The organism is Paenibacillus sp. R-74696, assembly GCF_055814915.1.
The window spans coordinates 912433-937213 of the sequence record NZ_JBPULM010000045.1; the positions used below are offsets into that span (position 1 = coordinate 912433).

17 protein-coding genes are annotated in these 24781 nt (G+C 46.8%); 5 read left to right on the forward strand and 12 right to left on the reverse strand.

Annotated features, from left to right (window positions below; genetic code table 11):
* Positions 1-137: 137 nt before the first annotated feature.
* The 4 genes from ACSR9A_RS24260 to ACSR9A_RS24275 form a co-directional block, all read right to left on the reverse strand.
* Positions 138-1700, reverse strand: coding sequence for a response regulator (locus ACSR9A_RS24260; protein ID WP_473760073.1), 1563 nt, complete (start codon positions 1698-1700; stop codon positions 138-140).
* Positions 1675-3513, reverse strand: coding sequence for a sensor histidine kinase (locus ACSR9A_RS24265; RefSeq protein WP_473760074.1), 1839 nt, complete (start codon positions 3511-3513; stop codon positions 1675-1677). Before ACSR9A_RS24265 ends, ACSR9A_RS24260 begins: the two co-directional genes overlap by 26 nt.
* Positions 3514-3632: 119 nt before the next feature.
* A complete protein-coding gene (locus ACSR9A_RS24270) occupies positions 3633-6431 on the reverse strand; it encodes an endo-beta-N-acetylglucosaminidase (protein WP_473760076.1) in 2799 nt (932 codons plus the stop codon).
* 266 nt (positions 6432-6697) lie between these two features.
* Positions 6698-9274, reverse strand: coding sequence for a glycosyl hydrolase (locus ACSR9A_RS24275; RefSeq protein ID WP_473760078.1), 2577 nt, complete (start codon positions 9272-9274; stop codon positions 6698-6700).
* A gap of 320 nt (positions 9275-9594) precedes the next feature.
* On the opposite strand from ACSR9A_RS24275, the gene ACSR9A_RS24280 reads away from it, so the two are divergent.
* The gene (locus ACSR9A_RS24280; RefSeq protein WP_473760080.1) at positions 9595-10446 is read left to right on the forward strand and encodes an AraC family ligand binding domain-containing protein; all 852 of its coding nucleotides are present in this window, start codon (positions 9595-9597) and stop codon (positions 10444-10446) included.
* Positions 10443-11348 (forward strand): DMT family transporter, encoded by a 906-nt coding sequence (locus ACSR9A_RS24285; protein ID WP_473760081.1) that lies wholly within the window; start codon positions 10443-10445, stop codon positions 11346-11348. Before ACSR9A_RS24280 ends, ACSR9A_RS24285 begins: the two co-directional genes overlap by 4 nt.
* 283 nt (positions 11349-11631) lie before the next feature.
* Here ACSR9A_RS24285 and thiM read toward each other — a convergent pair whose 3' ends face one another.
* From thiM to ACSR9A_RS24300, 3 genes are all read right to left on the reverse strand, one after another.
* On the reverse strand, positions 11632-12468 hold the full coding sequence (gene thiM, locus ACSR9A_RS24290) for a hydroxyethylthiazole kinase (protein ID WP_473760084.1): 837 nt from the start codon (positions 12466-12468) through the stop codon (positions 11632-11634).
* 194 nt (positions 12469-12662) lie between these two features.
* Positions 12663-13835 carry a benzoate/H(+) symporter BenE family transporter gene (locus ACSR9A_RS24295; RefSeq protein ID WP_473760086.1) on the reverse strand — a complete coding sequence of 391 codons (1173 nt, stop codon included), beginning with the start codon at positions 13833-13835 and terminating at the stop codon, positions 12663-12665.
* 242 nt (positions 13836-14077) lie between these two features.
* Entirely contained in the window at positions 14078-14965 is an 888-nt protein-coding gene (locus ACSR9A_RS24300; protein ID WP_473760088.1) for a glycoside hydrolase family 43 protein, read from the reverse strand.
* 245 nt (positions 14966-15210) lie between these two features.
* Between ACSR9A_RS24300 and ACSR9A_RS24305 the strand changes: the two genes are divergently transcribed.
* On the forward strand, positions 15211-16515 hold the full coding sequence (locus ACSR9A_RS24305; protein WP_473760090.1) for a hypothetical protein: 1305 nt from the start codon (positions 15211-15213) through the stop codon (positions 16513-16515).
* 163 nt (positions 16516-16678) lie between these two features.
* Here ACSR9A_RS24305 and ACSR9A_RS24310 read toward each other — a convergent pair whose 3' ends face one another.
* Positions 16679-17560 (reverse strand): hypothetical protein, encoded by an 882-nt coding sequence (locus ACSR9A_RS24310; RefSeq protein ID WP_473760092.1) that lies wholly within the window; start codon positions 17558-17560, stop codon positions 16679-16681.
* Between the two features lie 446 nt (positions 17561-18006).
* Here ACSR9A_RS24310 and ACSR9A_RS24315 point away from each other — a divergent pair, with 446 nt between their 5' ends.
* Positions 18007-18555 carry a GNAT family N-acetyltransferase gene (locus ACSR9A_RS24315; protein WP_473760093.1) on the forward strand — a complete coding sequence of 183 codons (549 nt, stop codon included), beginning with the start codon at positions 18007-18009 and terminating at the stop codon, positions 18553-18555.
* Between the two features lie 361 nt (positions 18556-18916).
* On the opposite strand, the gene ACSR9A_RS24320 is transcribed toward ACSR9A_RS24315, so the two are convergent.
* The gene (locus ACSR9A_RS24320; RefSeq protein WP_473760094.1) at positions 18917-19660 is read right to left on the reverse strand and encodes a hypothetical protein; all 744 of its coding nucleotides are present in this window, start codon (positions 19658-19660) and stop codon (positions 18917-18919) included.
* 830 nt (positions 19661-20490) lie between these two features.
* Here ACSR9A_RS24320 and ACSR9A_RS24325 point away from each other — a divergent pair.
* On the forward strand, positions 20491-21525 hold the full coding sequence (locus ACSR9A_RS24325) for a hypothetical protein (protein WP_473760096.1): 1035 nt from the start codon (positions 20491-20493) through the stop codon (positions 21523-21525).
* A gap of 407 nt (positions 21526-21932) precedes the next feature.
* On the opposite strand, the gene ACSR9A_RS24330 is transcribed toward ACSR9A_RS24325, so the two are convergent.
* The 3 genes from ACSR9A_RS24330 to ACSR9A_RS24340 all read right to left on the reverse strand — a co-directional run bounded on the left by ACSR9A_RS24330 (position 21933) and on the right by ACSR9A_RS24340 (position 24615).
* On the reverse strand, positions 21933-23075 hold the full coding sequence (locus ACSR9A_RS24330; protein WP_473760097.1) for a Gfo/Idh/MocA family protein: 1143 nt from the start codon (positions 23073-23075) through the stop codon (positions 21933-21935).
* Between the two features lie 81 nt (positions 23076-23156).
* Complete coding sequence (locus tag ACSR9A_RS24335; protein ID WP_473760099.1) at positions 23157-24041, reverse strand: TolB family protein; 885 nt, start codon at positions 24039-24041, stop codon at positions 23157-23159.
* Positions 24042-24105: 64 nt separating this feature from the next.
* Positions 24106-24615 (reverse strand): VOC family protein, encoded by a 510-nt coding sequence (locus ACSR9A_RS24340; RefSeq protein ID WP_473760100.1) that lies wholly within the window; start codon positions 24613-24615, stop codon positions 24106-24108.
* Positions 24616-24781 lie beyond the last annotated feature (166 nt).

The window sequence follows — 24781 nt, forward strand, 5'->3', positions numbered from 1 at the left end:
CAATCGTTACCTCCCTTTGTTTGCATCCCCTTGACTATCGCTTAACGCTTAATTGTAGATTACCGGATGTAAGCACTTTCAAATAGAGAAGAAACTAAACAAACGCTGTTCAAAATAAACATATACAAGGCCACTCTTTATGTATACGAGTCATCCGCTTCGCCGCTTGCTGCAAATAACATGCTTTTATAATCGGCTGGCGTTACGCCAACATATTTTTTAAACTGTTTATGAAAATAGCCGCTGTCCCAATAGCCGACGTTTCGGGAAATTTCATGGACCTTCAGCGCGGTTGTGCGGAGCAGCAGCTTGGACTGCTCGATCCGGTGTTTGTTGACGTATTCCGTAAAGCTTTCCCCCGTTTCCTTCTGGAACAGCTTGCCTAAATAAACCGGATGAATATGGTATTTGTGCGCCAGCTGCTTGAGGGACAGATCGGTGGCAAAAAATTTCTCCACGTCATTCAGCACCAGCTTAACCGTGGGATTGGTCTCCTCTTTAATAAGCATCGTGGACATGCCACGGATCGTACTGGTCATAATGGCAAGCAGCTCCTCCCATTCAGACGCTTTCGCCGCCTTGTTAAAGGAAGCATTCATATGCTCCGCAATAATGGCATTAACCGTATTGGCTCCTCCCATCTCCTGTTGCAGCCAGAGCAGCGTTTGCATCACCAACATGCGAAGCCTGCTAGGCGTCGCTGCGCTAGACGCTTGAATTGCCTGGAAATCGTCTGTCAGCTCAGCGACAAGCGCCTCCGTATCCGCGGCGGAAACCTTCTTCCTGTAGCTGGCCCAGTTTAATTCTGCATCAGGGAGCAGCTCATCCCTTCTTGCCGCATAATCCTCATACAAAGCAATTTCTTCCTTATGCAGCAGCAAAAAATACTCCTGAGCCCGCAGCGCATGCTCATAGCTGAGCGCCTCCTGCGCTCCTCTAGCCTGCGGGGAGCCGATCGAAATCCGATAAGGACGCGCCTCCTCCCTCAGCCTTAGCTGCAAGGCAAATTGCATAGCTTTGGCCGCGCAATCCGCTTCCTCCTCCGCCATAAACACAAGCACGGCATCGCCCTCCACATTTTGCAGAAACAGCCTGTCTCCGCTGGCATTTGCCGTTTGCCGCAGCTCTTGCAGGAGCCCATCCTCCCGCTCGCTGCCTCCTCTAAGCAGCATCGTGGAAATATAACGGCCGCTGAAAGAAATATCCAGCATCGCTGCCCGCTCCTGCAATTGAACGGCATCGATCGCAGCGGTCAGCCAGCGATAAAGAATCGTGTCTTTCAAAATATCTACTTTCTCAGCTTCGAGCGCGCTGCTCCTTCTCGTTTCATCCAGCTTCTTGACCGTATGGGCAAGCGTCGAGGTCAGCTCAGCGAAATTAAGCGGCTTAAGCAAATAGTTTTCAATGCCCAGCTGCATGCCTTCTTTTAAATATTCAAAATCATTGAATCCGCTCAAAATAATGACCTTCAGCTCCGGCCTGATCGCTCGCGCAGCCCGAATCAGCTCCAGCCCATTCATAATAGGCATGGAAATATCGGTAATGAGCAAATCAGCAGGAACCTGCTGCAGCAATTCGAGTGCCTTGCGGCCATTTCCCGCTTTTCCCGTCAGCTCCAGACCGTGGGCCGCCCAGTCTACTGCATCATATAGGCCCTCTAATATAAACGGCTCATCATCTACCAGAAATACGCGGTACATTTTCCATCTCTCCTTTCCTTAAAGCCGGGAAGCTGAAGGTAACCCTCGTCCCTTTTCCTTGGATGCTCTCGATGTCGAACCTTCCGTCTTTGCCATAAATCAGTTCAAGCCTTTCTTTCACACTCCGCAGTCCCAGCGAATCATCCGGCTCCTGAACCGCATACCTGCCAAGAGAGCGTTTAATCTGCTCCAGCCGTTCCTTGCTAATGCCTGCTCCGTTATCCTCCGCTACAATCGTCACCCTTTCGTTTTCCAACGTGGCGCTCACTTTAATGAGGTTGTCCTCCTCCTCCGAGCGCAGGCCATGGACAATATAATTTTCCACAATCGGCTGCAGCGACATTTTGATCATCATGCGCTCCTTCAGCTCAGGATCACAACCAATGACGTAGGCAAAACGATCCTTGTAGCGAATGCGAAACAGCTCCAAATAAAGACGGCAATTTTCCAGTTCTTCCTCCATAGTCACGACGGTCTGCTGCTGGACAAAGCTCTTGAACAGCACCGCCAAGCTATAGATCATCTCGCTGACATCGGCGGCGCCATGGGAAAGGGCCCTCATCCGAATGACCTCAAGCGTATTGTAGAGAAAATGCGGATTAATCCTCGCCTGCAGCGCTGCAAACTCCGTATGCTTTTGCTTCAGCTCAGCCACATACACCCGATCGATATGGCGCGAAAGCTCATCGAGCATTTTGTTGAAGCCTTGCGAGAGCTGCCCGATCTCATCCTCCTTCTCGTCAACAATTCGAATGGTCAAATCGCCAGTCTCTACCCGCCGCATCGAGCGGATAATCCGGTTCGTCCGGCGTGAAAAATTAAAGACGACAAAGGACGGAATGGAAATCGTAATTAAAATAAAAGCAAAGCTCGCTGCGATGACCGCATTTTTCATGGGCTCGTAGATCGCTTCCACCTCCCGCTTCGGCATAATGCCAAATACGGTGTAGCCGAGGCTGCTGGACGGGAGCATCGAAATATAGGATTCCTCCTCCAAAAAGGCAAGGCTGTCCACCGATTTTATTTTGTCCACATAGGGATAGAGCTTGCCGTAATAACGGTCCGAGGAGTCAAAAATGACCTGTCCATCTCCTGACAAAATCAAAATATAGCCCTGCCTGTCATGACCCTCACTCACCAGCGCCGTTTTTAGTGCATCCGATTGAAAAAAGACGAGCAGCTGTCCGACATTGCTCAGCGTGCCTACCTCATTGATATGTACTCTAACGGAAAAAAGCTTGTTTTCCCATTGGTCAATCGTCCTGCGAACCCATGGGTTTGGCGTAGCTACGATGCTGCTTTCCAGCGCCATCGCATCCGGAACATAGGATTTTGACGCCTGCGTCTGATACAGCTTCGTCAAATTGCTTTGCCCGAACATATAAAGAAACTGCTTCTCGGAGCTGAACAGCAGCATATTCGCAATATCTGCATCATTTTCAAGCATTTTTTTGAAAAAATCCAAATCATCGACACCGCTGCCTAAGTTATTGTAATAGCTGTCCATTTTGAAATTCATATATTCGGAAAAAGAATGCTTCAGCAAATAGGATAAGGAATAGGAAAAGGACGGGTCGCGGTAAATGTCCTGCACCTGCTGCTGGACGACGTGAGCCTTGCCAGCAAGCTGCTGATGGACGCGCTCCATGGACATTTTCTGCTTCTCCAGCTCATTGTCAGCAACAGACTGGGACATATAATCGACTGTGAAATAAGCGAGAATCGCCGTAGCGCACACAATAATGACAGCAAAAACAAGCATGATTTTGACAAATAAATTATTTTTAATCGCATCTATATACAGCTTCTTCATCCCCTCCCCCTTGTCGCTTACTTCTTCATCGACATTAACAGGAAAAGGAAGACAGGGTGTCGCCCTGTCCTCCCGCTTTTACTAGTATAAGATGAAAAGATTGACAAATGAATCTATTTTTAGCTGCGAACATAAAGCGGCTGCGATTGATTTCCAGCGTAATCCTCCATCACAATATAGACGGTGGCAGCGGTCGACGTGAAGCTCAGGCTTGCCTTCGTCGTTCTGCCGCGAATGATTTTCGCAAAGCTGCCCGCGCTGCCGGAAATATACGTGACCGGGAACGATTTGGCTACGCCATTTTCATAGACGTACATATAGCGCCAGTCCCTCGTATTTGGCATCGGCAGATTCAGCGTATTGCCGCTCCATGACCATTGCTCGCCATAAGGCTCCGCTATTTTGTCAATAAAATGGCCGCTTTTGCTCACGGAGCTTCCTCCCGCCGTCGTAACCGTTACGAGAAAATCATCGCCGTTAATTGGCATATTGCTGAAGGTCACGCTAGTTGCGCTTGCCGCCGCCGTCTGCTGTTCGAGGATAGGCTGCGCCGTCGTAATCCAGTTCAGCGAACGCACGCTTACCGTCGTATTCCCCACTGGACTCGGCGGATTCACCCAGCTTACTGACAGCTGCCCGTTCTGCTGAGAGTCTACGTTAATGCTAGATACCGACTCACTCAGATTAAAAGGCAGCGTAGCTGCAAAGCCCTCCAATCCGTCCGCACCAATTGGAACGACCTTCAGCGTGCCAGCTGTAGACGGAAGAGCCTTGATATAAAACACATCATCATATTTGCCGCCTACATAGACATCATTGATATAAATATCGTATTGCTTGACCTTGCTGTAGTCGGTCTCCATGTTCCACTTAATATTCATTTCACCTGTGTCTACAAAAGCTTCCGTAATGGAAAGGCCAGAAGGCGCTGCTGGCTTAATCGCCGAGCCGTCGAAAATGCGAATTTGCCCCACATTGAGCTGGTAACCCGCAATCGCGCTTGACCCTGGAGCAACGACAAGTCCAAAAGCGGCAAGCGATTTGCCCGCATAGGCGCCCAGTTCTAGCTGCTGCGTAACCCAGCCATTCGTCTTATTGCCGGCATTCGGAATGGCCACCTTGACGACCTGACTCGGATTATCTTTAAAAATAAGGCCGATATAAGCAGCCGATGCATCATTAGCCGAAGGCTTGTTATACGTGATGGACAGCTTGGAGCTTGCGTTTACGCTCAAATCGGTTTTGAACAAGCGCAGGAAATTTTCGGCGTTTAGATTGCCGTTCAGCACAAGCGAGCTGCCGCCATTATAGCCGCCAAGCTGGGCATATTGATAACGCTGCGTAGCCGAAATATCATATTTTGTACCGTAGTCATAGTCCACCGTCAGACGATTGCCCGTCGTATCCTGCCACCACTGCCAAGTGACGGGTATATCCTGTAGGCTCATATTGGACCACTCGCTGTTGCTCGAGACCGCACCGTCCTTGTAATAGGAAAGGCCATGGCCCGTATTGAAATTCGTGTAAAAGTTCGTGCTGCCAATAACGGAGCGCTCCGCAATGACCGAGGCGATTCCCGGCCAATAGCGGTTGTCGGCATAGACGTCGGCTGCCGTGTTCGCAGCGGACACCGTCGTATTTTTCGGATTCAGATTCGGTCCTGACCACCAGAGCTGATCACGCACATTGGTCATCCATTGGTAGTTGTTTTCCGACCTGCGGCTTACCGGCCAGCTTTGCCCCATATCTTCATCCAGACCCGCATGGACAAAATCTGCCCCGAGCGTAGCAAGACTTAGACGGGGCAGCCCGCTGCTCAGCTTGCTCGAAAGTGCCGTCCCTTGTACCGACGCAAAACGGTCTCTCCCTGCCTCCAAGCCGGCAAACCCGATATCAAAAATCGTATAGGCTGTACCATTTGCGGCATTGTAGCTCGCTAGATAAGTATTCGCGCTATTAATTTGCGTATTGCCAACGCCGTAGTCAAAGAAAAAGGAATTGGTGACCGTTTGGTGATTCACCTTGTCATGCAGCATCGAAATATTGTTATTATTGAACGTTCGGGCAAACGTATTTGCCCCTGTCGCGGTATTAAGCGAGTCATACCATTGCACATAAAGGCCGCCGCTTTGCAGCACCTTCAGAAATGCGATATACGCTGGAATGTCCGCTGTCGCAACGTTGGGCGACAATTCCTCCTGATTCATAAAATAGCCGTCATAGCCAAAATAATCGGCCATTTCAATCATTTTTTGGGCGACTGGGAAATTTCCGCTGCTGTCTTTGACAAGCATTTGCTTGTAGGTTTGCTGGCCGCGGTCATTGTTGGAGAAAAAAACGCCAGCGAGGGAGAGGACGCCGTTTTTGTGCGCGGCATCGGTATACGTTGGATTAGGAATGTTCAGCATGCCGAATTCAAACCATTTTTGCTGCCAGTTCGATTGGGCCAAATCATCATAATATTCGGGCGGCGTGTAAGCGCTTGCAGTTCCGTGCCAATAAGAATAATAATCGATGTATTGCCAGAAGTTGAAATGATACTGGGCAAACTTGTTAGTATAGGGCGCATTTTCGATAAAAGCATTGCCATAATCGCCTGCAACGTTCATCATCTTTACATTGGCATTCAGCGTGGGCTTTGCCTGTGTGCTGGCAAACGGCAAAATCCGGTTTTGCAGCGGCACCTTCGACCGCAGTTTCTCGGCACCCGGGTCTGTTGCCGGGCTCCAATTCGCAATTTGGCCACTCGTGTAGCCGTGGACGCTTGGCTGATTGCTGCCGTGTGCGCTTTCCCCCTTGAATGGCCATGTGTCGCCGGCATACGCAGCAAGCGGCATCATGGTGATGAGCATAGAAGCGGTTAAAGCAACGGCTGTCCATTTACGGAAAGCTGCTTTTTTTCCTCCTGTTACTGGCATCGTTCCATCTCTCCTCGCACGATTCGATTTACAATGTAACCATAACCGATGAAAGCCCTTTCCATAAGCAGATAAATTAAACATTAGCTGTTCAAAATAAAGAAAAGCCCATTTTTCACAAGGTGAAACGGTGGACTAAAACCAAAAAATGACCCCTGACCGATTGGTGTGTAGAAATTGATTGGTGGTAGCGCGCAGTACCTTCCCTAACACAACAAAAAGGGCTGGATCAGGGATACCCCCGATCCAACCCTTTTGTCACCTACTTACGGCTCAATCCCCCATACAAGCTGACCATTCATATAGCCGGTAACCTGTTCATTGTTTACGAACTGATTGCTGGATGCCTTGAATGAGTAATCGCCCACTTGGTTGTAATTGGACCAGTCGGCTTTGGAGAAGCGTGCTTGAATTTCTGCGCTCTGGCCGGGATTCAGCGTTCCAGCCGAAGTCGTGAAGCCCATTTCCAAAACATAATCGGCACCCTCAACCGAAGTCGCCAGTTTGACGAATTTGCCGGTTACATTCGCATTTCCGATACTGGCCCAGTCGATCCAGAAACTCTGATCTCTCTCCCCGTCAATCGTATAATAATACCGGAGCGACACGTCACTGAGCTGAATGGCTGCATCACCGGTGTTAACTACTTTGAATTTGGGTGAAATTCCGTTGGTGGAGGCACTCGTATTGCCGTTAAAGGCTTGGACCGTCAGGTCTCCCGTAGGTGTGGGAACGCCGCTGTCCACAACATTAAGCGTTAATACAGCTTTATTTCCTCCGCTGAAATGAAAGGTTATGAGATTCTGGCCCAGCGGCAGCGTGGAAAGATAAGCTTTGCTCAGAACGACACCAGCGCTTGATGCCGTATAATCCTGGCCCGATAGAAGTGTAGCATTTCCATTTGAGATACTTACAAGCTGGTGTCCGTTTAAGGTAAGGGCTACGATAATATTCTGCGCTAGCGTTGCCGCTTTATCAAATGCCGCACTTACCGGTGTAATGGATGCGCTCGGTGTTGTATCCACAATTTTGACTTTTAATACGGGATCTTGTCCTTGATTAAAATCAAAAACAATCGAATGCTCGCCAATCGGCAGTGTCGCCAGAAATGCTTTTTTCAGCAGCAGCGTATTTCCGCTCAACGTATAATCCTGAGTCGCTGACAAGGCATTAGCGCCTGCCCGGAGAGCGATTAATGTATTGCCCTTTGAATTCACGGTTATGGCTGGGTCGGTTTGATTGGGTGCATACTTGTCAAATTCGACGGTTGCTGGTGTGATGGACGCGTTTGGAGTTGGATTTTCAACCTTTAAATCGGGCAGCTCATCGAGCGTAATGACATAGTCGCTTTGGTACAGTGTTGTTAAGGTCGCGGGGTAATTGAAAGCAGAGCTCATGAGATGTTCCCCATACCAAGGCAAGAAGTAGAGCCATCCTGCTTTCTCCTCTGTCAGATTTATTACGCTTGGGATGGTGTCGTTCTCCGTCATAGCCACCATTTTCGTGCCGCCCGTCAAATCAACAAGCTGATAAAAAATGGAGGTAATCGCATCCTCATTGGGGACACCGGACAAGCCGTCATAGCGGTTGTAAATGGTATTGTATTTATCGTATCCGATAATATCCACCTTATCGCCGCCGGGATACCATGCGGGAGAAGTGCTATACACATAACTGTTATAGGTCCAGATCAAGTTGTGCAGGTCGTATGTCTCTGTAAGCTCGGTATAGATCATATCCCATAGCTGCTTATACACCTCCGCGCCTGCCGAGGCCCACCAGAACCATGCACCCTCCCCATTCAATCCACCGTTGCCCTCCGCCTCATGGTAGGGTCGGAAGATCACCGGCACATCGTTATTTTGCAGAATCTCCAGTTGCTCCGCCAAATCCTCAATGGCCATCATCACGTATTGATATTCTTTCGTGCCGGGAATGACGGCACTCGCTGTATTGAAATTGGTTTCCGTCGGTTTGTAGGTGGCTTCTTTCCAATCCACAAACTCTCCGAGCTGATAGGCCGTGAAATTTCGGGGTACAGTAATATGCCAGCTGCTTGTTGCGATCCCGCCCCGGTTGTTCACCCAATCGATCATCCGGGCGGTTGTGCCATCCTCCCAGCCGTAAAGCGGATTATAGTTCAGAAAGTCGAACCCGCGAATGGCCGGATACTTTCCGGTTAAATTGTGAATCCAATCAAACTCCAGCTCGGAATTGCCGTCATTTCCGCCTCCGTATATCTCCTGCTGGCCGGAAAGCATATGATTGCCGTAAACCTCCGTTAAATAATTCATCAGAAGCTGCGTTTCCGGTGTGGCCTCAGAGTCGACGAGGACAGGCTGCACATTCAAAGGATCAAGAGCAGCATAATCCACAGTGAAGGTATCAAAATAAGCGAAGCCCCAACCAGCCTTCAACTGAATGGTGTTGCTGCCTTGGTTCAGCTTATGATAGCCAAAATCGAAATCCGACCAATTGGTCGTATAGGGCAGCATATACGCCCCCTTCGTAACACCGTTAACGGTTAAAGATTGCTGCCTGCCGTCAGGACTAAGCTCCTGCATATAGCGGGTGGAGATCGTATACATTCCGGTTTCAGGGACAGTTACCGTAAAGGTAATGGTGCCGGAATTCTGCATCCAGACAAATCCACTTCCGGAGTATCCGGGCTTCTGTTGTCCGTAAATTTGGGTCGTCACTTGAAGATCGGACGTGAGCTGAGCGTTTTCGCTTTCAATTGTGAAAAGTGCGTTGTCTGCATGAGCAGGCGGTGCTGTCATTAATCCAAGCAGTAGAGCAAATGCCAGCATCATTGCGCTTGCCTTCTTGAGTAAATTTTTCATCCTTGTCTTTCCTCCCATGTTAAGAATGGTAAATACAAGTTCAATATATCAACTCTTGGATGCGCTTTCATAGCAAACATAGCATAAACCCCATATTATGTAAATCCATCTAGATGGAAAATTTCTGCTCTTCATTTCTCCATAATACCTGCTCTTAGAAAATGCAACGATTCCATATATTTACCAACCAAAGAACTACGAATTAAATACTCGTCTCTTAGTCGTTCAAAGATCCGCCCTCCGCTGCGCAATATCATCCAAGAATGTTTCGAATGTACCTATTATAATGGATATACATTATACAGAAGAAGGTGCAGACAGTGACCCGTGAAGTGCGGACAGTGGTCTATGATACGGACTTACAGCTTGAAGCGTATCAGTTCCAAGGCATTATGCAGAAATTCCCCAATCATTTTCATGACTATTACGTCATAGGGTTTATTGAAGAAGGCAAGCGGCATCTCCTGTGCAACAACGAAGAATATCTGCTCAACAGCGGAGATGTAATCATTTTTAATCCGCAAGACCCCCACGCCTGTGAACAGATCGACGGGAGGACGCTGGACTACCGCTGCATTAACATTCAGCCGGAGATTATGCAGAAGTTGGTGCGGGAGATTACAGGGCAAGCTAATCTTCCCCGGTTCACCCCGCCCGTTCTCTATCAGAGTGAGCTCGCCATATCCTTGCATGAGCTGCATCAGATGATCCTCGAAGGTGAAGCCGATTTCCACAAAGAAGAGTTGCTGCTGTTCCTGCTGGAGCAGTTGCTTAGGGAATATTCGGATGCCCAGACGCCCACAACCGCTCATGAACTTTCTACCGAAATCAGAGCCGTCTGCGAATATATCGAGTCCCATTATGCGGACAACCTTACACTCGATCAGCTAAGCGATTTAACCGGCATAAGCAAATACCACCTACTGCGTGTATTCACCCGTCAAAAAGGCATCTCGCCCTACCGCTATCTGGAGACGATTCGGATCGGTCAGGCTAAACGGCTGTTGGAACAAGGACAGCTTCCGGTTGAAGTAGCCGCGCAGACCGGATTCAGCGACCAGAGCCATTTCACGAATTTTTTCAAAAGATTAATCGGCCTAACGCCCAAGCAATACAGGCGCATCTTCAACCATGAAACGGGAACCCGGCCCGCTCCGGACCCTCTGTCATGACGGAGCAGCGCAAGGTCACTACAGGACATCTGCTGGCTCTACTCACGATCTTCATCTGGGGAACAACCTTTATCTCCACCAAAATCCTGCTCATCGACTTTACACCTGTGGAGATTCTCTTCTTCCGCTTCCTCATCGGGTATGTGGTGTTATTCCTGCTCTTTCCGCGTCCGCTGCGGACGGCATCATTCCAGGAAGAGCTGCCGTTCATGGCGGCTGGACTGTGCGGGGTCACTTTATATTTTCTCATAGAAAATATCGCGCTGGTCTATACACGGGCTTCCAATGTAGGCGTAATCGTATCCATTGCCCCCTTTTTGACGGCGGTACTGGCACATTTCTTCCTGGAGGGAGAGAAGCTTAATAAACGATTCATCGCAGGATTCGCAATAGCACTCACGGGTATTATCCTCATTGGCCTGAACGGCAGCCTGATCTTAAGACTTAATCCTCTTGGAGACTTGCTGGCCTTCCTGGCTCCCGCGGTCTGGGCGGTCTATTCCGTATTGATGCGCAAAATAAGCGAGCGGAACGTTCACACCATCGGGGCCACGCGCAAAGTGTTCTTTTATGGGCTGCTGTTTATGATCCCCGCCCTGTTCCTGTTCGACTTCCATCTCGATCTGGGACGCCTCGGGAATATGGCGAATCTCTCTAACCTGTTGTTCCTCGGGCTGGGTGCATCAGCCATCTGTTTTGTTACGTGGAACCGGGCCGTCGGCCTCTTGGGTGCGGTCCAAACAAGTGTGTATATCTATCTGGTGCCAGTCATTACCGTCGCGGCGTCTGCACTGATTTTGCAGGAGAAAATCACTTGGATTACGTTGCTGGGGGCGGGACTCACGCTTCTGGGGTCTTTAATTTCGGAGAGAAAAGCCAAGCTGGCAGCTTCCGGCGCATAGGGATGAGCCTAGCAGCGGTTAAAGCAACGGCTGTCCATTTACGGAAAGCTGCTTTTTTTCCTCTAGTTAACGGCATCGTTCCATCTCTCGTCGCACGATTCGATTTACCATGTAACCATAACCGATGAAAGCCCTCTCCATAAGCAGATAAATTAAATGTAAGCTGTTCAAAATAAAGAAAAGCCCATTTTCCACAAAAAAGATGGACCGTCCGTCCTCTTTCGACGACAAGACTGCATCCATCACCCGTTTAACTTGATTGGAGCCGGTTAACGTACTGCTTTTATGGAGCAGCAGCTTCTATTACGGCTCGGCCAGCAAGCAGCTCACCATCCATTCGGCTAACCGCATCAATAATCGCGATATGGAACGAGCCGCTGCCCTTTCCCTCTGCTGCTTCTGCGGCAAGCTCGCCGGCAATGCCCATTGCAGCTACGCCTGCCGCCGCCGCGAGCAGCAAATCCCCCTCCTGCTTCGCGCCGCAGAAAGCGCCAATCAGCGTAGAGCACATACAGCCGGTGCCCGTTACACCGGACAGCTGCGGTACGCCGTTGCGGATAAGCAGCGTCCGCTCGCCATCGCTAATGACATCGGTCGCTCCCGTGAGTGTCACGATGCAGCCGAGCTTGGTCGCTGCTCGCTCTGCCACCTCCTGCGCGGTCTCTTCGTTTCTTGCGAGGTCGGCTTCTGAAGCATCGACGCCCTTCGTCAGCGATTCCAGTCCTGCTGCAAAGCGGATTTCCGATAAATTGCCGCGCAGCACGCTGATTTCCACCTCGCTCAGCAGCCGCTCCACCGCACCATTTCGCAAGGCCGAGGCTCCCGCTCCCACCGGATCAAGCACGACGGGAATGCCCCGCTCATTGGCCCGCTTCCCGGCGGCGACCATCGACTCGATTGTACGGCGATTCAGTGTGCCAATGTTAATAACCAGTGCCGAAGCGATGGAGACGATATCGTTCATCTCCTCCAGCTCATCCGCCATAATCGGCGAAGCGCCTACAGCGAGCGCAATATTGGCGCAATCATTGACCGTCACGTAGTTCGTAATATGATGAACGAGCGGCTTATTGCGGCGCACCGCTTCCAGTGATCCAGCAATCGTTTGTAGGATTTCCATGTATAACCATCCCTCTCTGCCAAATGATTAAAGTACTATTAATCTTATATATACCACAATGTTGCGGTGGAGACCTATGACGAGCAGCACAGCAGCAGAAAAAAAACGGATGGGCAGGGAGCATCTGCTGCTCTCTCTGCCCATCCGTTTGCAGCCATATCCAGTTGCAGCCACACTCGGCACGGTCATTCCTTCTAAACGCTCGACGCTTCCACTGGTTTCGGCTTGCCTTCCTTGAGCACTTTGGCGATAAGACAGCCAATCAGCAAAGACCAGACTGGGGATGAAATGCCAAAAAAAGATACATTGGCAATGGCAATAATGAAAGCAAACAAGGTCGAAAACCGGTACGTCGTTTCGGAAAATACAGCTTGCAGATTGCCAATCAGCACCCCAGCCAGCGAAAAGCCTGACAGCAGCACAATAAACGCTGAAGGCAGCCTATTAATCAGCACAAGCATCGCTCCGGCAAACAGGCCGAAAACAATGACAAGCACGCTGCATACGATTCCCGCCCAAATACGGCTTTTTCTTTCCCCAGCTTCGTCGCTGCTGCATAAGGCAGTCATCATGCCCCCGACGTTGACGGCATGTCCGCCGAAGAAGCCAACGAGCAGCGTACCGAGACCCGAGAAGACAACCGTCTTGTTAACAGGCGGATTATAGCCGTTTTTCTTTAAGGCAGCCAGCGATACTGCAATATCATTGCTCAAAATCAATATTGCAATTGGAATCGAGATCGAGATGAAGCTGCCCGTCGTAAAGGACGGACTAATCCAGTGCGGCATACTAAATTCAGCTGCCTCAGCCGCAGGAAAGTCATGCCAAATGAGCAGACCGATGACGCCAAATGCCAGCATGCCGAGCAAAGGCGGAATCGCTTTATTCAGCTTAGGAACGATAAGGAAGCCCAGAAAAGATAGGATTCCGATAATTGGAAGCTCTTTAATAGCTGGAATAATCGCCACGACGTAATGCAGCACAATTCCCGCCAGCATCGCGTCCAGCATCGGCTTTGGTATAAGTCCCAGAAGCTTGCCGAATAAGCCAGTGGCGCCAAGCACGGCAATAAGCGCACCCGCCATAATAAAGCTGCCCGCCAGCTCCTTTATCGGATAATGCAGCGCCGATGCGCTGAGAAAAGCGACAGCCGTAAGCGAATGGGCGCCAGCAAACGGTATTTTGTAGCGGAGAATGAGCCACAAATTCAGCGCCCCGCCAATCACATAAACCGCGAACAGCCACGATAAGGCCTCCGCCCGGCTCAGCCCAAGCGCATCCGCTGCTTGTATAATCAGCACCGCGCCGCCTGTACAGGCCATAATCGCTGTCGCGAGCCCGCTTGATATATTTTTAGTGTTCAGCATGACTGTTTTATAAAGCTCCTTCCATCTCATGACGCATTCGCAAGCTGTAAAATAGCAGCCTAAAACTGGCCTAATCAGAGCCAGCTTCAAACCCCTTCTTATTCTAGTATTTCTTCTACGATTGTACAACCTTCAGCCCTGTTCTTACCCACCGTGCCATGAGCCATTGAAAAAAGACCTAAGCTGGCGGGTAAAAGAAAAGATTACCTGCCCGGCTTAGGTCTTGACTGTCGTAATACCGCTTATTCCATTTGATCAAGCAAAATAAATTGGCCATCCGCTTCTTCCAAGCGAAAAATAACCGGCCGCTCCTGCGGATGCTTATTAGGCGCATGAATCGTCAGGCATAGCTGGCCTTCGAACGTTCTGAACAGCATGCCATGTCCTCCGTCCTTGGCGAACAATGGCTCGGCATCCTGAATCCAAGGCCCCGCGATCTGCCCAGAAGCTGAGCGGGCAATGCCCATCGTATAACCTTCCTGACCAGACGTCGACCACATCATGACCAGCTCGCCATTTTCCATCCGATGCAGGAAAGGGCCGTCTGTGACATAGTTTTGCTGATTATCGCCGCCGCCAACCGACCATACAGCATCAGAGGCTTTGAACAATAAAGTCGGCTCCCCGACCGCTTCCTTAAAATCACGCGTAATCCGAACCGCATACATTTCGCCGTCCTGCACCTGCACCCACTCCTTACAGAACACCATCCATGGCTCGCCATCGTTGTCGACGAACAGCGTGCCATCCAGGCATTCCCAATCCGGCGGAGTCAGCGACCTGCTCCACAGCTCGAACGGCCCTTGCGGCTGGTCTGCCGCCAGAACACCCGTCACCCTCGGAATGCCGTCCGCTTTGAAGCTGGCGAACATATAGAAGCGGCCTTCCCACTCGTACACCTCCGGTGCCCAGTAATGATGATCCGACCAGAAGTCCGGCTCAGGACGGAAGCAGGCAATAGGGCCGTTCCACTCAGCGAGGTCCTCGCTCTCATAAACGTCAAAGCCAATCGCTTTACCGCTCCATACATTTTGCCCGATGGAGCCGTACAAATAATATTTTTTGCGGCCTTGGTCCACTAGTATATACGGATCGCGAAAATGAATATCTCCCAGCTGCTTTTTGCTCACAATAAACGCCCCTTTGCGTTAATTTAATCGTATTCACGAATGAATTAATAAAATCATTAATTAAAGAGCATATGAATTAACCTTCCCTCATCATATAATTTGAAGGGCCTGATCGCAATCTTTTTTTGAAGGAGGCTATGGTGTGCTAAACGTGACCCAGCATGCAACAATTTCTGCGTATATTCGTCTGAAATGAAAATGCAGGAAAATAATTAATCGTTCATTTCACTAAGAGGAGTGCAAACATGAAAGCAAAACATATAACCGTTCAAGGCTGTATTTTATTCGCCCTCTTAATAGCAGGATGTTCTAACGATAGCCAAATAGGGACAGCGGCAGCAACCGAGAAGCCCATTTCAACTGCTCAGCCTGCGGCTGAAGCTTCCGCTTCCGATGTGAAGCTAACCAGCCTTAGCTTCACAACGAGCCGCAACGCCGACGGCAGCCTAAACGCAGCATTACCCGATTCTTTCGGCCATTATTCAATGGGCAGCAGCTCTCCTGTTGAGCTTCAAGGCGCCGTATATCACATGGTCAATCTGTACCGCGGCGACGATAACGTTACAAATGCGCTTCTTTCGCACCGCCTGGGACAGGATGAGGTGAAGGTGGAATGGAGCGAGACGATTACCGACTCCAACAATCGCTGGTACAATTCTTTTCATTCGGGGAAGGAGCGGCAGCTGTTAAAACTCAGCGAGGAGCAGCTCGTTTTTCTTGAGCCTGAGATAATTGATGACGGAGGCCGCTACCACCTGTCCGTTTTAAATGCAAAGACAGGCGAAATGACACGGATTCGAGAGGATTTTTGGCCGTTGACTGACGACTACGATTACATTTATCAATATCAATGGAACGAAGAGAAGCAGCAGCTGTTTATGCAGAGCTATTTGGGACATGTTTGGTTTTTCGACCTGCAGGGCGAGGACAAGCAGGATCAGCTGCCTGAAAATACGTTCCGCGTTATCCCTCATTCGACGACCGGGGCGCCTTCCTTGTTCCTGTCACCTGACTTTGAGCGTTTCGTCCACAACGATGAAAGCGGGGAGGTTACTTTTTTCACAGCTGACGGACAACCGCTAACAAGCGTTAAACTGCCGGAAAAACGCTATGTCCCATCCGAATTAATGAAGTGGAATCCCGCAGGCACCGTGGCTTGGATGGACACTGCTCCAGAGCAGCAGCATCGCATCACAGGCATCGACATTAATTACTTAAAGCTGGCTCCTGAGCAAATTTATTTTTATGACCGTGATGGACTGCCTATTGCTTCGTTGAAAGCCGCGGCTGGCGATCATACAGCGATAGAAGTCGTTCAGTGGCTCGATTCCAACGTCGCTCTCATCAAAGCCTATACCTATGCTCAAAAAAACACGACGAATGACGAAATAGAAGAAACAAATATCAGCTACTACAGCTATGATGTCATTCATAAAGTGAAAAAACAGGTTGAAGCAGTGCCGGCAGCAGCACCGGTCAAGGAATCAGCCGAAAAGGCGGAAGTGCGCATTTCCGAGGATGGGCGGACCCTTATTTATGAACAAGGTTGAAAATAAGGCGCAATAAGCGGACATTCTGCAGCAGCAGGACAGCCCCGCTATTCTTTATAGAAAGCAAAAGACTGGCGATGGCATGATATCCATCGTCAGCCTATCGTTACTCACACCAACGAAATGCAGGTTTATACCGAATCTATTGGGCCGATTTAGACCCTTAGCTATGCACCGATGGTGCTTCATCCAGCGCCTCCTGCTGCAAATCATTGCTGCCCTTTCCATCAATAAGCCCAATCAGCTTCTCAAGCGCTGAAATTTCCAAAGCTTTAATCGTTTCCACACTTTGCTTCATTTTGCCAATGAGGAGCAGATCCTCGCTAATTTCTAATTTGAAATATAGATTGCGCAATACAAGCGTCTTCTCGATTAATAGTGAAAATTCATCCGCTAAAGCAGCTGAAGGCTCTATGCTTCCCGTTTTAATCAAACAGTCATAAAGTAAGCGCATACATTTCTTGTGCTCATACAAAATATGAAAAGGCAGGCTCGAGTGTACGGTGCTCTGTTGCTGGATTCGATCAAGAAACTGCTGCAAATCCGCATAAATAGCCATGCCGAATGCAGCCTGCTCCCTAGGCTTCGTAAATAACGGCATTCGCTCATATGAATTTCCAGCGTACAAATAGTCCTTCAGCAGCTTACTCGCAAGCGATACATTAAATTCATAATGCTCGACTTGATTTAATTCAATGAGAACGATTTTGGAACGATTCAGCGCCTGTCCACAAATTGCTTGCTTCGCAGCATGAACTAGCGCCGGAATAGAGATTGTGACAGCCCTGTACTGCGCGTTGAAAAAATCCATCAACGTAAATTCATTTTTCTCCAAATCATAGCCCGTAATGAGCAATTGGCTTCTTCTATTAACCTTCCCATAAAAATTCGAATAAGGCACATAAAAGTAATCACAATTTATATAAACATATTGATTTTTGTCGATACAGCTTATAATAAACTTATCTAATTCCGTCCATTGATTAATTAGACTCAATTCTATTTCTTGGGTATAGATCCATGGGTTATTGTTGTGCCTCCACATGAGGGGCTCTCCTAAATAAAAGCTCAGCCAATGAATGTCCTTATCAAAGGGTTTATCCGTATACAGCTGTATAAAGTGGTTCAATATCCAGGCATGAGACTTCTCATCATTACTCATCACAGCCAAAAAATGAGAATATCTTTTGTACCCCAAAACTATTGGTATCGTTACAGGCAGCATCTTTTTTGTCAAACGATCCTTCCTTTCTCATTATAATTGAGTGCTTGTCACAATTATTTCCTGAGAAACTCTAGATGAGGCTGACGCATGATGATGATAAAATCGCAACAGAACACCCTTCTTGCATCCTTATTTGTAATAATTATCCTATAATTGTAGCGTATTAGTTAACAGGGTGCAATCCTTTTTGAGCGATTAAACCGGATAGTCGAAGAAATTGAAATTTCAACCGAGTAAAACAAAAATCCGTCAGGGGGACTCTAACCATGCGTACAAAAGAGGGTTACCAATTAGAGCTACGACGTTTATATCATCTGGAACTGCAGGAAATACGAGCGCTTATGCTTGAGGTAATTTCGCGGCTGCCTTTTCAGGATCTTTTTGCAATGGATGACGAAGATTATTTCCTCGAGCTTATTGATGGAAAGGGTGAGATATACGGTGCTTTTAATAACGGGAAATTAGTTGCTTATTCCGTTTTGGCATTTCCCGGTGTAAGTGAGATTAACCTAGGAACTGAGTTCGGAGTGCCAGAAAAAGAATTGCCCTTTGTTGCAGTATTGGATTCAACTGTAGTCCATGAATCCGTTCGCGGGCTTGGTCTACAAAGATTCTTTCATGAGCTGAGAGAAAAACGTGCTAAGGAAAAAGAATGTCTGTACCTATATTCAACCGTTCATCCCCAGAACCATACAAGTATTAAAAATCTAGAAGCTGCGGGTTTTACTCTTCAGTTTACGCGACCAATGTACGGAGGAAAAAATAGACATTGCTACTCAAAACGACTAATTGGGCTAAAGAAGGACGATAGTTGAGTCAATAGGGCTTATTGTCGTAAATTGTTCGTTAATGTAAACAAAGCTGCCGATCGTTCGACGGCAGCTTTGTTTTGGTCGGCTATTCAACTATCGTTTTCCGTTACTTCAACGATGGTTCAATACTTTTGGAGTTCATGCTCCAAATCATTCAGCAGTATGTGAACCATCAGAACTGCGGAATCCTCTCTGTTCCTGAAGATCGACGGTTTACGCTGTTCCTCCTCCATAGCGGGTTACCATACATTAATAAATTCATCTAATAAAATACTTTTTGCTTTATAATTTGAGCACTCTTCAAAATCACAATATTCCGTAAATTCTTTCAGATTAGATTTCGTTACCACTACACTTTGAAAAGTCAATCAACTGTTTCAAAATTCTCTTCCAAATAGCTAATAACATCTTCTTCATTCAGTTCCTTTAATCTGTTGATTGTATCAGAGGGATTGAGAATATAACTTGTTTCATATATTGCATAACCCATATTGTTTTCAACATTTTTTTTCATTTCAGCAATATCACTATTTCCAACATTAATTTCAAAAAACAATATTATTTCATCAAGGTACCCTACAATATCGAAAATCAGTGCTAATAATTCTCCGAATAGCTGGTTTGCAACCCATGAATTATACATACCTCCAATACACGTTCCCCAGAAAGTATCTCGATTAGAATGAACAATATTGCTTAGCCTGGAATAAGTTTTTTGTGAAGCAGAATTATTATCAACTGCTAATCTTCTTTGATATGGTTCAATTTTTAAATCTCTTTTTTTGACCCAATTTTCAACCTTATGTGGATTATCAATGAAGTATTTTAACAACCATGATAATTCATACGATTGCCTTAACATAATTAAACATTCATCCTCAAGGCCCATCCTTAACATCTGATAAGTAGCTAGGATATGATTTACAAGTCTAGCTGTGATAAAATGTCTACAGTGAAAGAAATACATATCTTCTTCCTTAAATCTTTCTTTATTGAACCTTGCGAGATAATTAATTGCCCCCCAGAAAGCATCGTCCCTGTCATTTAATTCTTCAAGGAAAGATTTTTCCTTATTTCCATCATAAAAGTTATCTTTAATATTTACCACGAAGCCACATCCCTTAACTATTCAAGTAAACCTGATTTACGAAAAATCGTTTTATAGAAACATAAAAATGTACCCTGATCTTTTATAGAATCGTGTTGTCATGATCATCATCACCTAAAGAAGAGAAGCACCGTTAAAATGGGGACTTCAATAGATAGTTATTATTGATTTCCTCATTATTTCTAGAAAAGCATATTTAAATAAGTATCGTTTTCCATCATCAAAATCACTAGAACTACTTTCTTTTACCTCTCGTTCTTTAAGGTAATCCAAACTGTTGAGATAGTGTTTAAACAAATCGAGTCTGTTGAAAAACATAAAATTGTGCATTCGCTCTAAATTCATCATTATTTTTCATATCGAAGTTTATGGTAAGCTATCCCCATGGAATCCTATTATTTATACCTGTTGTTTCCTCATTAAACTTCGGTGCTAAGTTCCATCATATTTCTTTTAATAAATATTGAAAAGGGTAGAAGTATTACTACCTAGACCTTAGTTGCGATAATCTGTCCGTTACTTCAAAGAACAAAAGCAGCCAATCGTATGGTCGGCTGTCTTCATATCATATTTGAGCTATCATCTCCTGTTAACTTAACTCATTACACCTATGACGAGCATTTCCCTTAGTTAAAAATCATTAAGTTTTTCTCCAAATCTCAAATTCGTTAATCTGTGCTGAAAAGAAACTCAAACAGAGCTCCTTCCCTTAGAAATTCACTGGGTGTGCTAAGCTAGAATTTTAATAGGGTGTAATTAAATTACGGTCGCGGGTAAAATCTTCTTTATGAATATCCGATATAACTATCAATACGAAAGGTGGGAACGACTTGGAATTAGACTTTTTTACAATACAAATTCCTGAGAATAAACTGCATCCTAATTTTGTTCAGATTAAGAATGACCAGAATCTAATTGATGTCATCCACAAATGGTCTAAGGGTTTTATTGATCGAGATAAAAAAATCGTAAAGGAGTTTCAAGGCACATTTAATACTACTTTTTGGGAGATTTATCTGTATTCCTGCCTAAATAAATTATGTTTTAACTTTGACTTCAGTAAAGATAGACCCGATTTCGTTGTAAGCAAAAACAACCATAACTACATTATTGAAGCTGTAACGACGAGGAATGCCCAATCTCATACACCAGAACATGAACGTACTAAGTACTTAGAGGAAGTTCTTTCAAAGGTTAAATTTCAATCTGATGCAGAAAAATTACATGATGAAATTATATCTATGGCAACTGAAAGAATAAGTCAAAGCATCCGTGAAAAATATGATAATAAATATCTAACAAAGTATCGACATCTTGACTATGTCAAAGAAAAACCATACATAATTGCTATAGGCGCATTTGAACAACCACTGTTTTATGAACAGAAGTCTGCAGCAATTTCAAGAGTGCTGTACGGACTCCAGAGCGCAAAATATGTAAATGAAATTCCAGAAATCAAATATGGATCCGAAACTACCAAGCACAATGGAGCCCCTATCAAAATTAATTTATTTGATGACCCTTCTTACAATATGCTGAGTGCAGTAATATTTAACCCTATTGCTACAATCGGTAAAGCAAGAGCCCATCAAAATAAAAAAAATAAGCACACATACTTCGAGACTATTCGCTTTAATAAGTACGGAGCAGAAACTATATTCGAGACCAACATACCTCACAAAAAATATCATGAATCATTGTTAGATGGCATGTATATACTATTAAACCCAAATGCCAAAAACCCAATAAATATTGAAGATTTTAACGATCCAGATATTTCAATTTTATTTGACAAAGAAGATCACAAAACAAAACATCGATTTTTATATATTAGACGTACTAATACGATTAATTTTGAAGACTAGTAGCAGTGTCACCCACATGCCGTATCACCTGTAGAGTGATATGGCATGTTTTTTTATTTTCAACATGAAATCGCATGGGCAATCTTGCTAACATTTAGTTGAATTGATCTAAAACCATCGTAACTAAAATGTCCAAAAAAGGGATATTCAGTGCAATTAATAACACCCAAAGCTAAACGTCAGTACAACCGTAAGTTGCCCAGCCAGATTTTCAAAAATCACAATCAACTTTTTAGTATAATTTAGCACTTTAACTCTTACCACTAATTGTAACTAATCTGCCTGCTAGCTTAATGACGTTTCGTTAGCCACCGACTTTATTGTTTTTCCACATATAAAAAAGGGCACTCAACAAAGAGCGCCCCTTTCCATTACAATCTTATGCTATTTCCTGCTGCCCTGCTGCTTCAATAAGCAAGTCCCGACTCTTCCTGAAATTTAAAATAAGAATTAGTCACATAACCTCTCGGCAAAGCCGGCGTATTCGTAAAGGTCGATTGCAGAGCGATGTGCTGCTTCGTCTCGCCGCTTTTTACGATGCCGTGTAAAATCTCCAGTGCATGATAGCCCAGCTCCTTGCTGGCACGGTTTGCTCTGCCCTTGCGCATGGACCATGCCATCTCCGCGACGCCAAGTCCTCTGCTCTCCCCCGTGAAGCTATGGGATTGCTGCATCACCATCGGCTCCGTATTGCCCTTTAATACAACCTTAACTTCCCCTCCAAAAAGGTTAGGATCTGACATATACATAATGCCATCCGTGCCGTACAGCACAAGCGTAGGCTTCTCTGGGACAATCAGTATCGAATTGGAGTCAAACAGCAGGCTGACGACCGCCCCGCTCTCAAATTGCAGCGTGCCAGCCATCAGATTTTCACACTGAATTTCGTAAGACTCACCGAGCTTTTCCATATAATAATGCTGCCGTTCCTTGTTCAGCGTCTTCGTAGTTCCAGAAACCTCTGCAACAGGTCCCAAAATGCTAAGCAAAGCTGTAATATAATAAATGCCCACGTCAAAACCAATACCTGCGCCTGGCTTAATCGCATTCGGGGACAGCTCCGCGAAGAGGGAAACATCCCTGCTCAAGGCGCAGTGAGCGGATGTTATCGTTCCGATCATCCCGCTTTCGACCACATATCTGGCGGTCTGAATGCTGGCTCCGAGGAATGTATCCGGGGCGACGCCCAGGTACAGATTTTTTTCATCCGCGATTCGCACGAGCTCGGCCGCTTCCTCCAGCTCCAGCGCCAGCACCTTTTCGGTATAAACATGCTTGCCCGCTTCCAGCAGCTGCTTGACGACACTATAATGTGCAGTCGAAGCCGTCAAATTAACGACGAGCTCAATGGAATCATCTAAAATAATTTGTTCCATGGAGAGCGCTTGAATGTTGTATTTTTCAGCGGTGCGCTCGGTCTTGTCTAGATTGCGGTCGTAGCAGCCAACAACCTCCAATATACTAAATTGGTTAATCATCGTGCTTAGATAGGCGTCGCTAATTGCTCCACATCCAATAGTAGCTACTTTTACAGGTTTTAATGCTGTCATGTTACCCAACCCCTCCTAAATATTATGGTACAGCTCACGCCACTCGCGAGAATCGTCAATCCCTAATCCGGGATTCGGACATTAGGCTTTCAAGCGATATGAAACGAAGGCAAGCCTGCGGCTGTCCGGCGCCCATGAATTGACATTGATTGTGCCTTGACCGCCGAAGAGCTGGGCAATCGTCCGCGGCGCTCCGCCCTCGGCAGGCATTAGGCGAAGCTCCACTTGCTTGTTCGGCGGGTGCTCGCCAGGAGCAACATCTTCCTTGCGATAGGTCACATATGACACCCATTTGCCATCGGGAGACACATGAGGAAACCAGCTGTTGGCTTCGTCAAAAGTCATTTGCTGCTGATTTTCTCCGTTAGGGTCCATGCGCCAAATTTGCATCAGGCCGCTTCGCGTCGAATTAAACCAAATCCATTGACCGCATGGGGAAAACTCAGGCCCATCATCCAAGCTTCCTGGAATATCGGTCAACTGCGTTTCCTCGCCGCCGCTCACAGCAATCGTATAAATATCGTATTGACCATTCCTCTCCGCACAATAAGCAAGCGTCGTGCCATCTGGTGACCAACCGTGCAAATAGCTTGGAGCATTCGGCGTTACCAGCTCCGGCGTCCCTCCTTCGAGTGGCAGCACATAAATTCGGGAGCTTGCATCTCCTGCCGTAAAATGGCTGACCGCAAGCCTTGTGCCGTCGGGAGAAAGCACATGATCATTGTTGCAATCGATTGCAAAGCCAGTTTCAATTTGCTTGACCGTTTGGGTATCCCATTCGTAGGTATACATGCAGCCGTTGCCGTTATAAACTAGAAATCTTCCGTCCTGCGTCCAATTGGGAGCTTCGATGACGAAGTCAAATTCTCGTAAAACCGTCCGTTCTCCCGTAACGATATCGAGCGTTTCCAATATACTGTAGCTATCCCGTTCCTTCATTAACGCTCTAAGCGTATGAATATCCATTTTCCAATCCCCCTCTGAAGTTTAAAATGGCTTGTGCTTTCCTAATCTAATGCGATTAATCAGCTTATTTCACTTCGTCTAAAGGCTTTGCGAGCCCTTGAACAAGAAGCTCCATTAGCTTGCTCGTGTCAGCGAGGTTGTTAATGCTGAGCTCTAAACCAAGCTGCGCTTTCGTATTCACATAGCTGTAAGAGCCTTGGCCGAAATAGCCAACATGATACGGTTGCTTTGCTCCTAGGCCCTCCAGCGTGTCATACATCGCCTTCCGGTCATCTACGAACAGGCAGAAATGGAATACGCCTTGTCCATGATCGTCCAAAAAGGTTCTCCACGGACTCGGCGTTTCCGCCGGCTGCATGAGCTCTAGTATGAAATGCCCCAGCTCATATTTGGCGACCTTGCAGCCGCTGTATTCAGCAGCTTTCTCATACGTATAGTGAAGCAGGCCTTCCGTCGGGAATATCTCTACAGGCGCCTGCTGCACGCCGAGCACCTTAGACCAATTGGCGCTGGCTTGCTCCGCATCATGTACAACAAGGCAGATCTGGGTAATGACAGGTGGCGATTGAGTCATTTTTTTTCCGCTCCTTCGATTGGTTTTAAGATCATGAAGATGAACAACGATGAAAAACAAGGCACTAGGTAGTGTTCACACAATGTGTTAACGTTAACACATCGCTTGCAATGATAGGTTAACGTTAACACATTGGCTATAAAACTAGGGTAAAGGAAAGGCAGTG

Coding starts and splice junctions, on each gene's coding strand:
- ACSR9A_RS24260 (WP_473760073.1), bottom strand. CDS start 1,700: ATGTACCGCGTATTTCTGGTAGATGATGAGCCGTTTATATTAGAGGGC.
- ACSR9A_RS24340 (WP_473760100.1), bottom strand. CDS start 24,615: ATGACTCAATCGCCACCTGTCATTACCCAGATCTGCCTTGTTGTACAT.
- ACSR9A_RS24315 (WP_473760093.1), top strand. CDS start 18,007: ATGCGTACAAAAGAGGGTTACCAATTAGAGCTACGACGTTTATATCAT.
- ACSR9A_RS24310 (WP_473760092.1), bottom strand. CDS start 17,560: ATGTGGAGGCACAACAATAACCCATGGATCTATACCCAAGAAATAGAA.
- thiM (WP_473760084.1), bottom strand. CDS start 12,468: ATGGAAATCCTACAAACGATTGCTGGATCACTGGAAGCGGTGCGCCGC.
- ACSR9A_RS24275 (WP_473760078.1), bottom strand. CDS start 9,274: ATGAAAAATTTACTCAAGAAGGCAAGCGCAATGATGCTGGCATTTGCT.
- ACSR9A_RS24335 (WP_473760099.1), bottom strand. CDS start 24,041: ATGGATATTCATACGCTTAGAGCGTTAATGAAGGAACGGGATAGCTAC.
- ACSR9A_RS24330 (WP_473760097.1), bottom strand. CDS start 23,075: ATGACAGCATTAAAACCTGTAAAAGTAGCTACTATTGGATGTGGAGCA.
- ACSR9A_RS24295 (WP_473760086.1), bottom strand. CDS start 13,835: ATGCTGAACACTAAAAATATATCAAGCGGGCTCGCGACAGCGATTATG.
- ACSR9A_RS24305 (WP_473760090.1), top strand. CDS start 15,211: ATGAAAGCAAAACATATAACCGTTCAAGGCTGTATTTTATTCGCCCTC.
- ACSR9A_RS24265 (WP_473760074.1), bottom strand. CDS start 3,513: ATGAAGAAGCTGTATATAGATGCGATTAAAAATAATTTATTTGTCAAA.
- ACSR9A_RS24270 (WP_473760076.1), bottom strand. CDS start 6,431: ATGCCAGTAACAGGAGGAAAAAAAGCAGCTTTCCGTAAATGGACAGCC.
- ACSR9A_RS24285 (WP_473760081.1), top strand. CDS start 10,443: ATGACGGAGCAGCGCAAGGTCACTACAGGACATCTGCTGGCTCTACTC.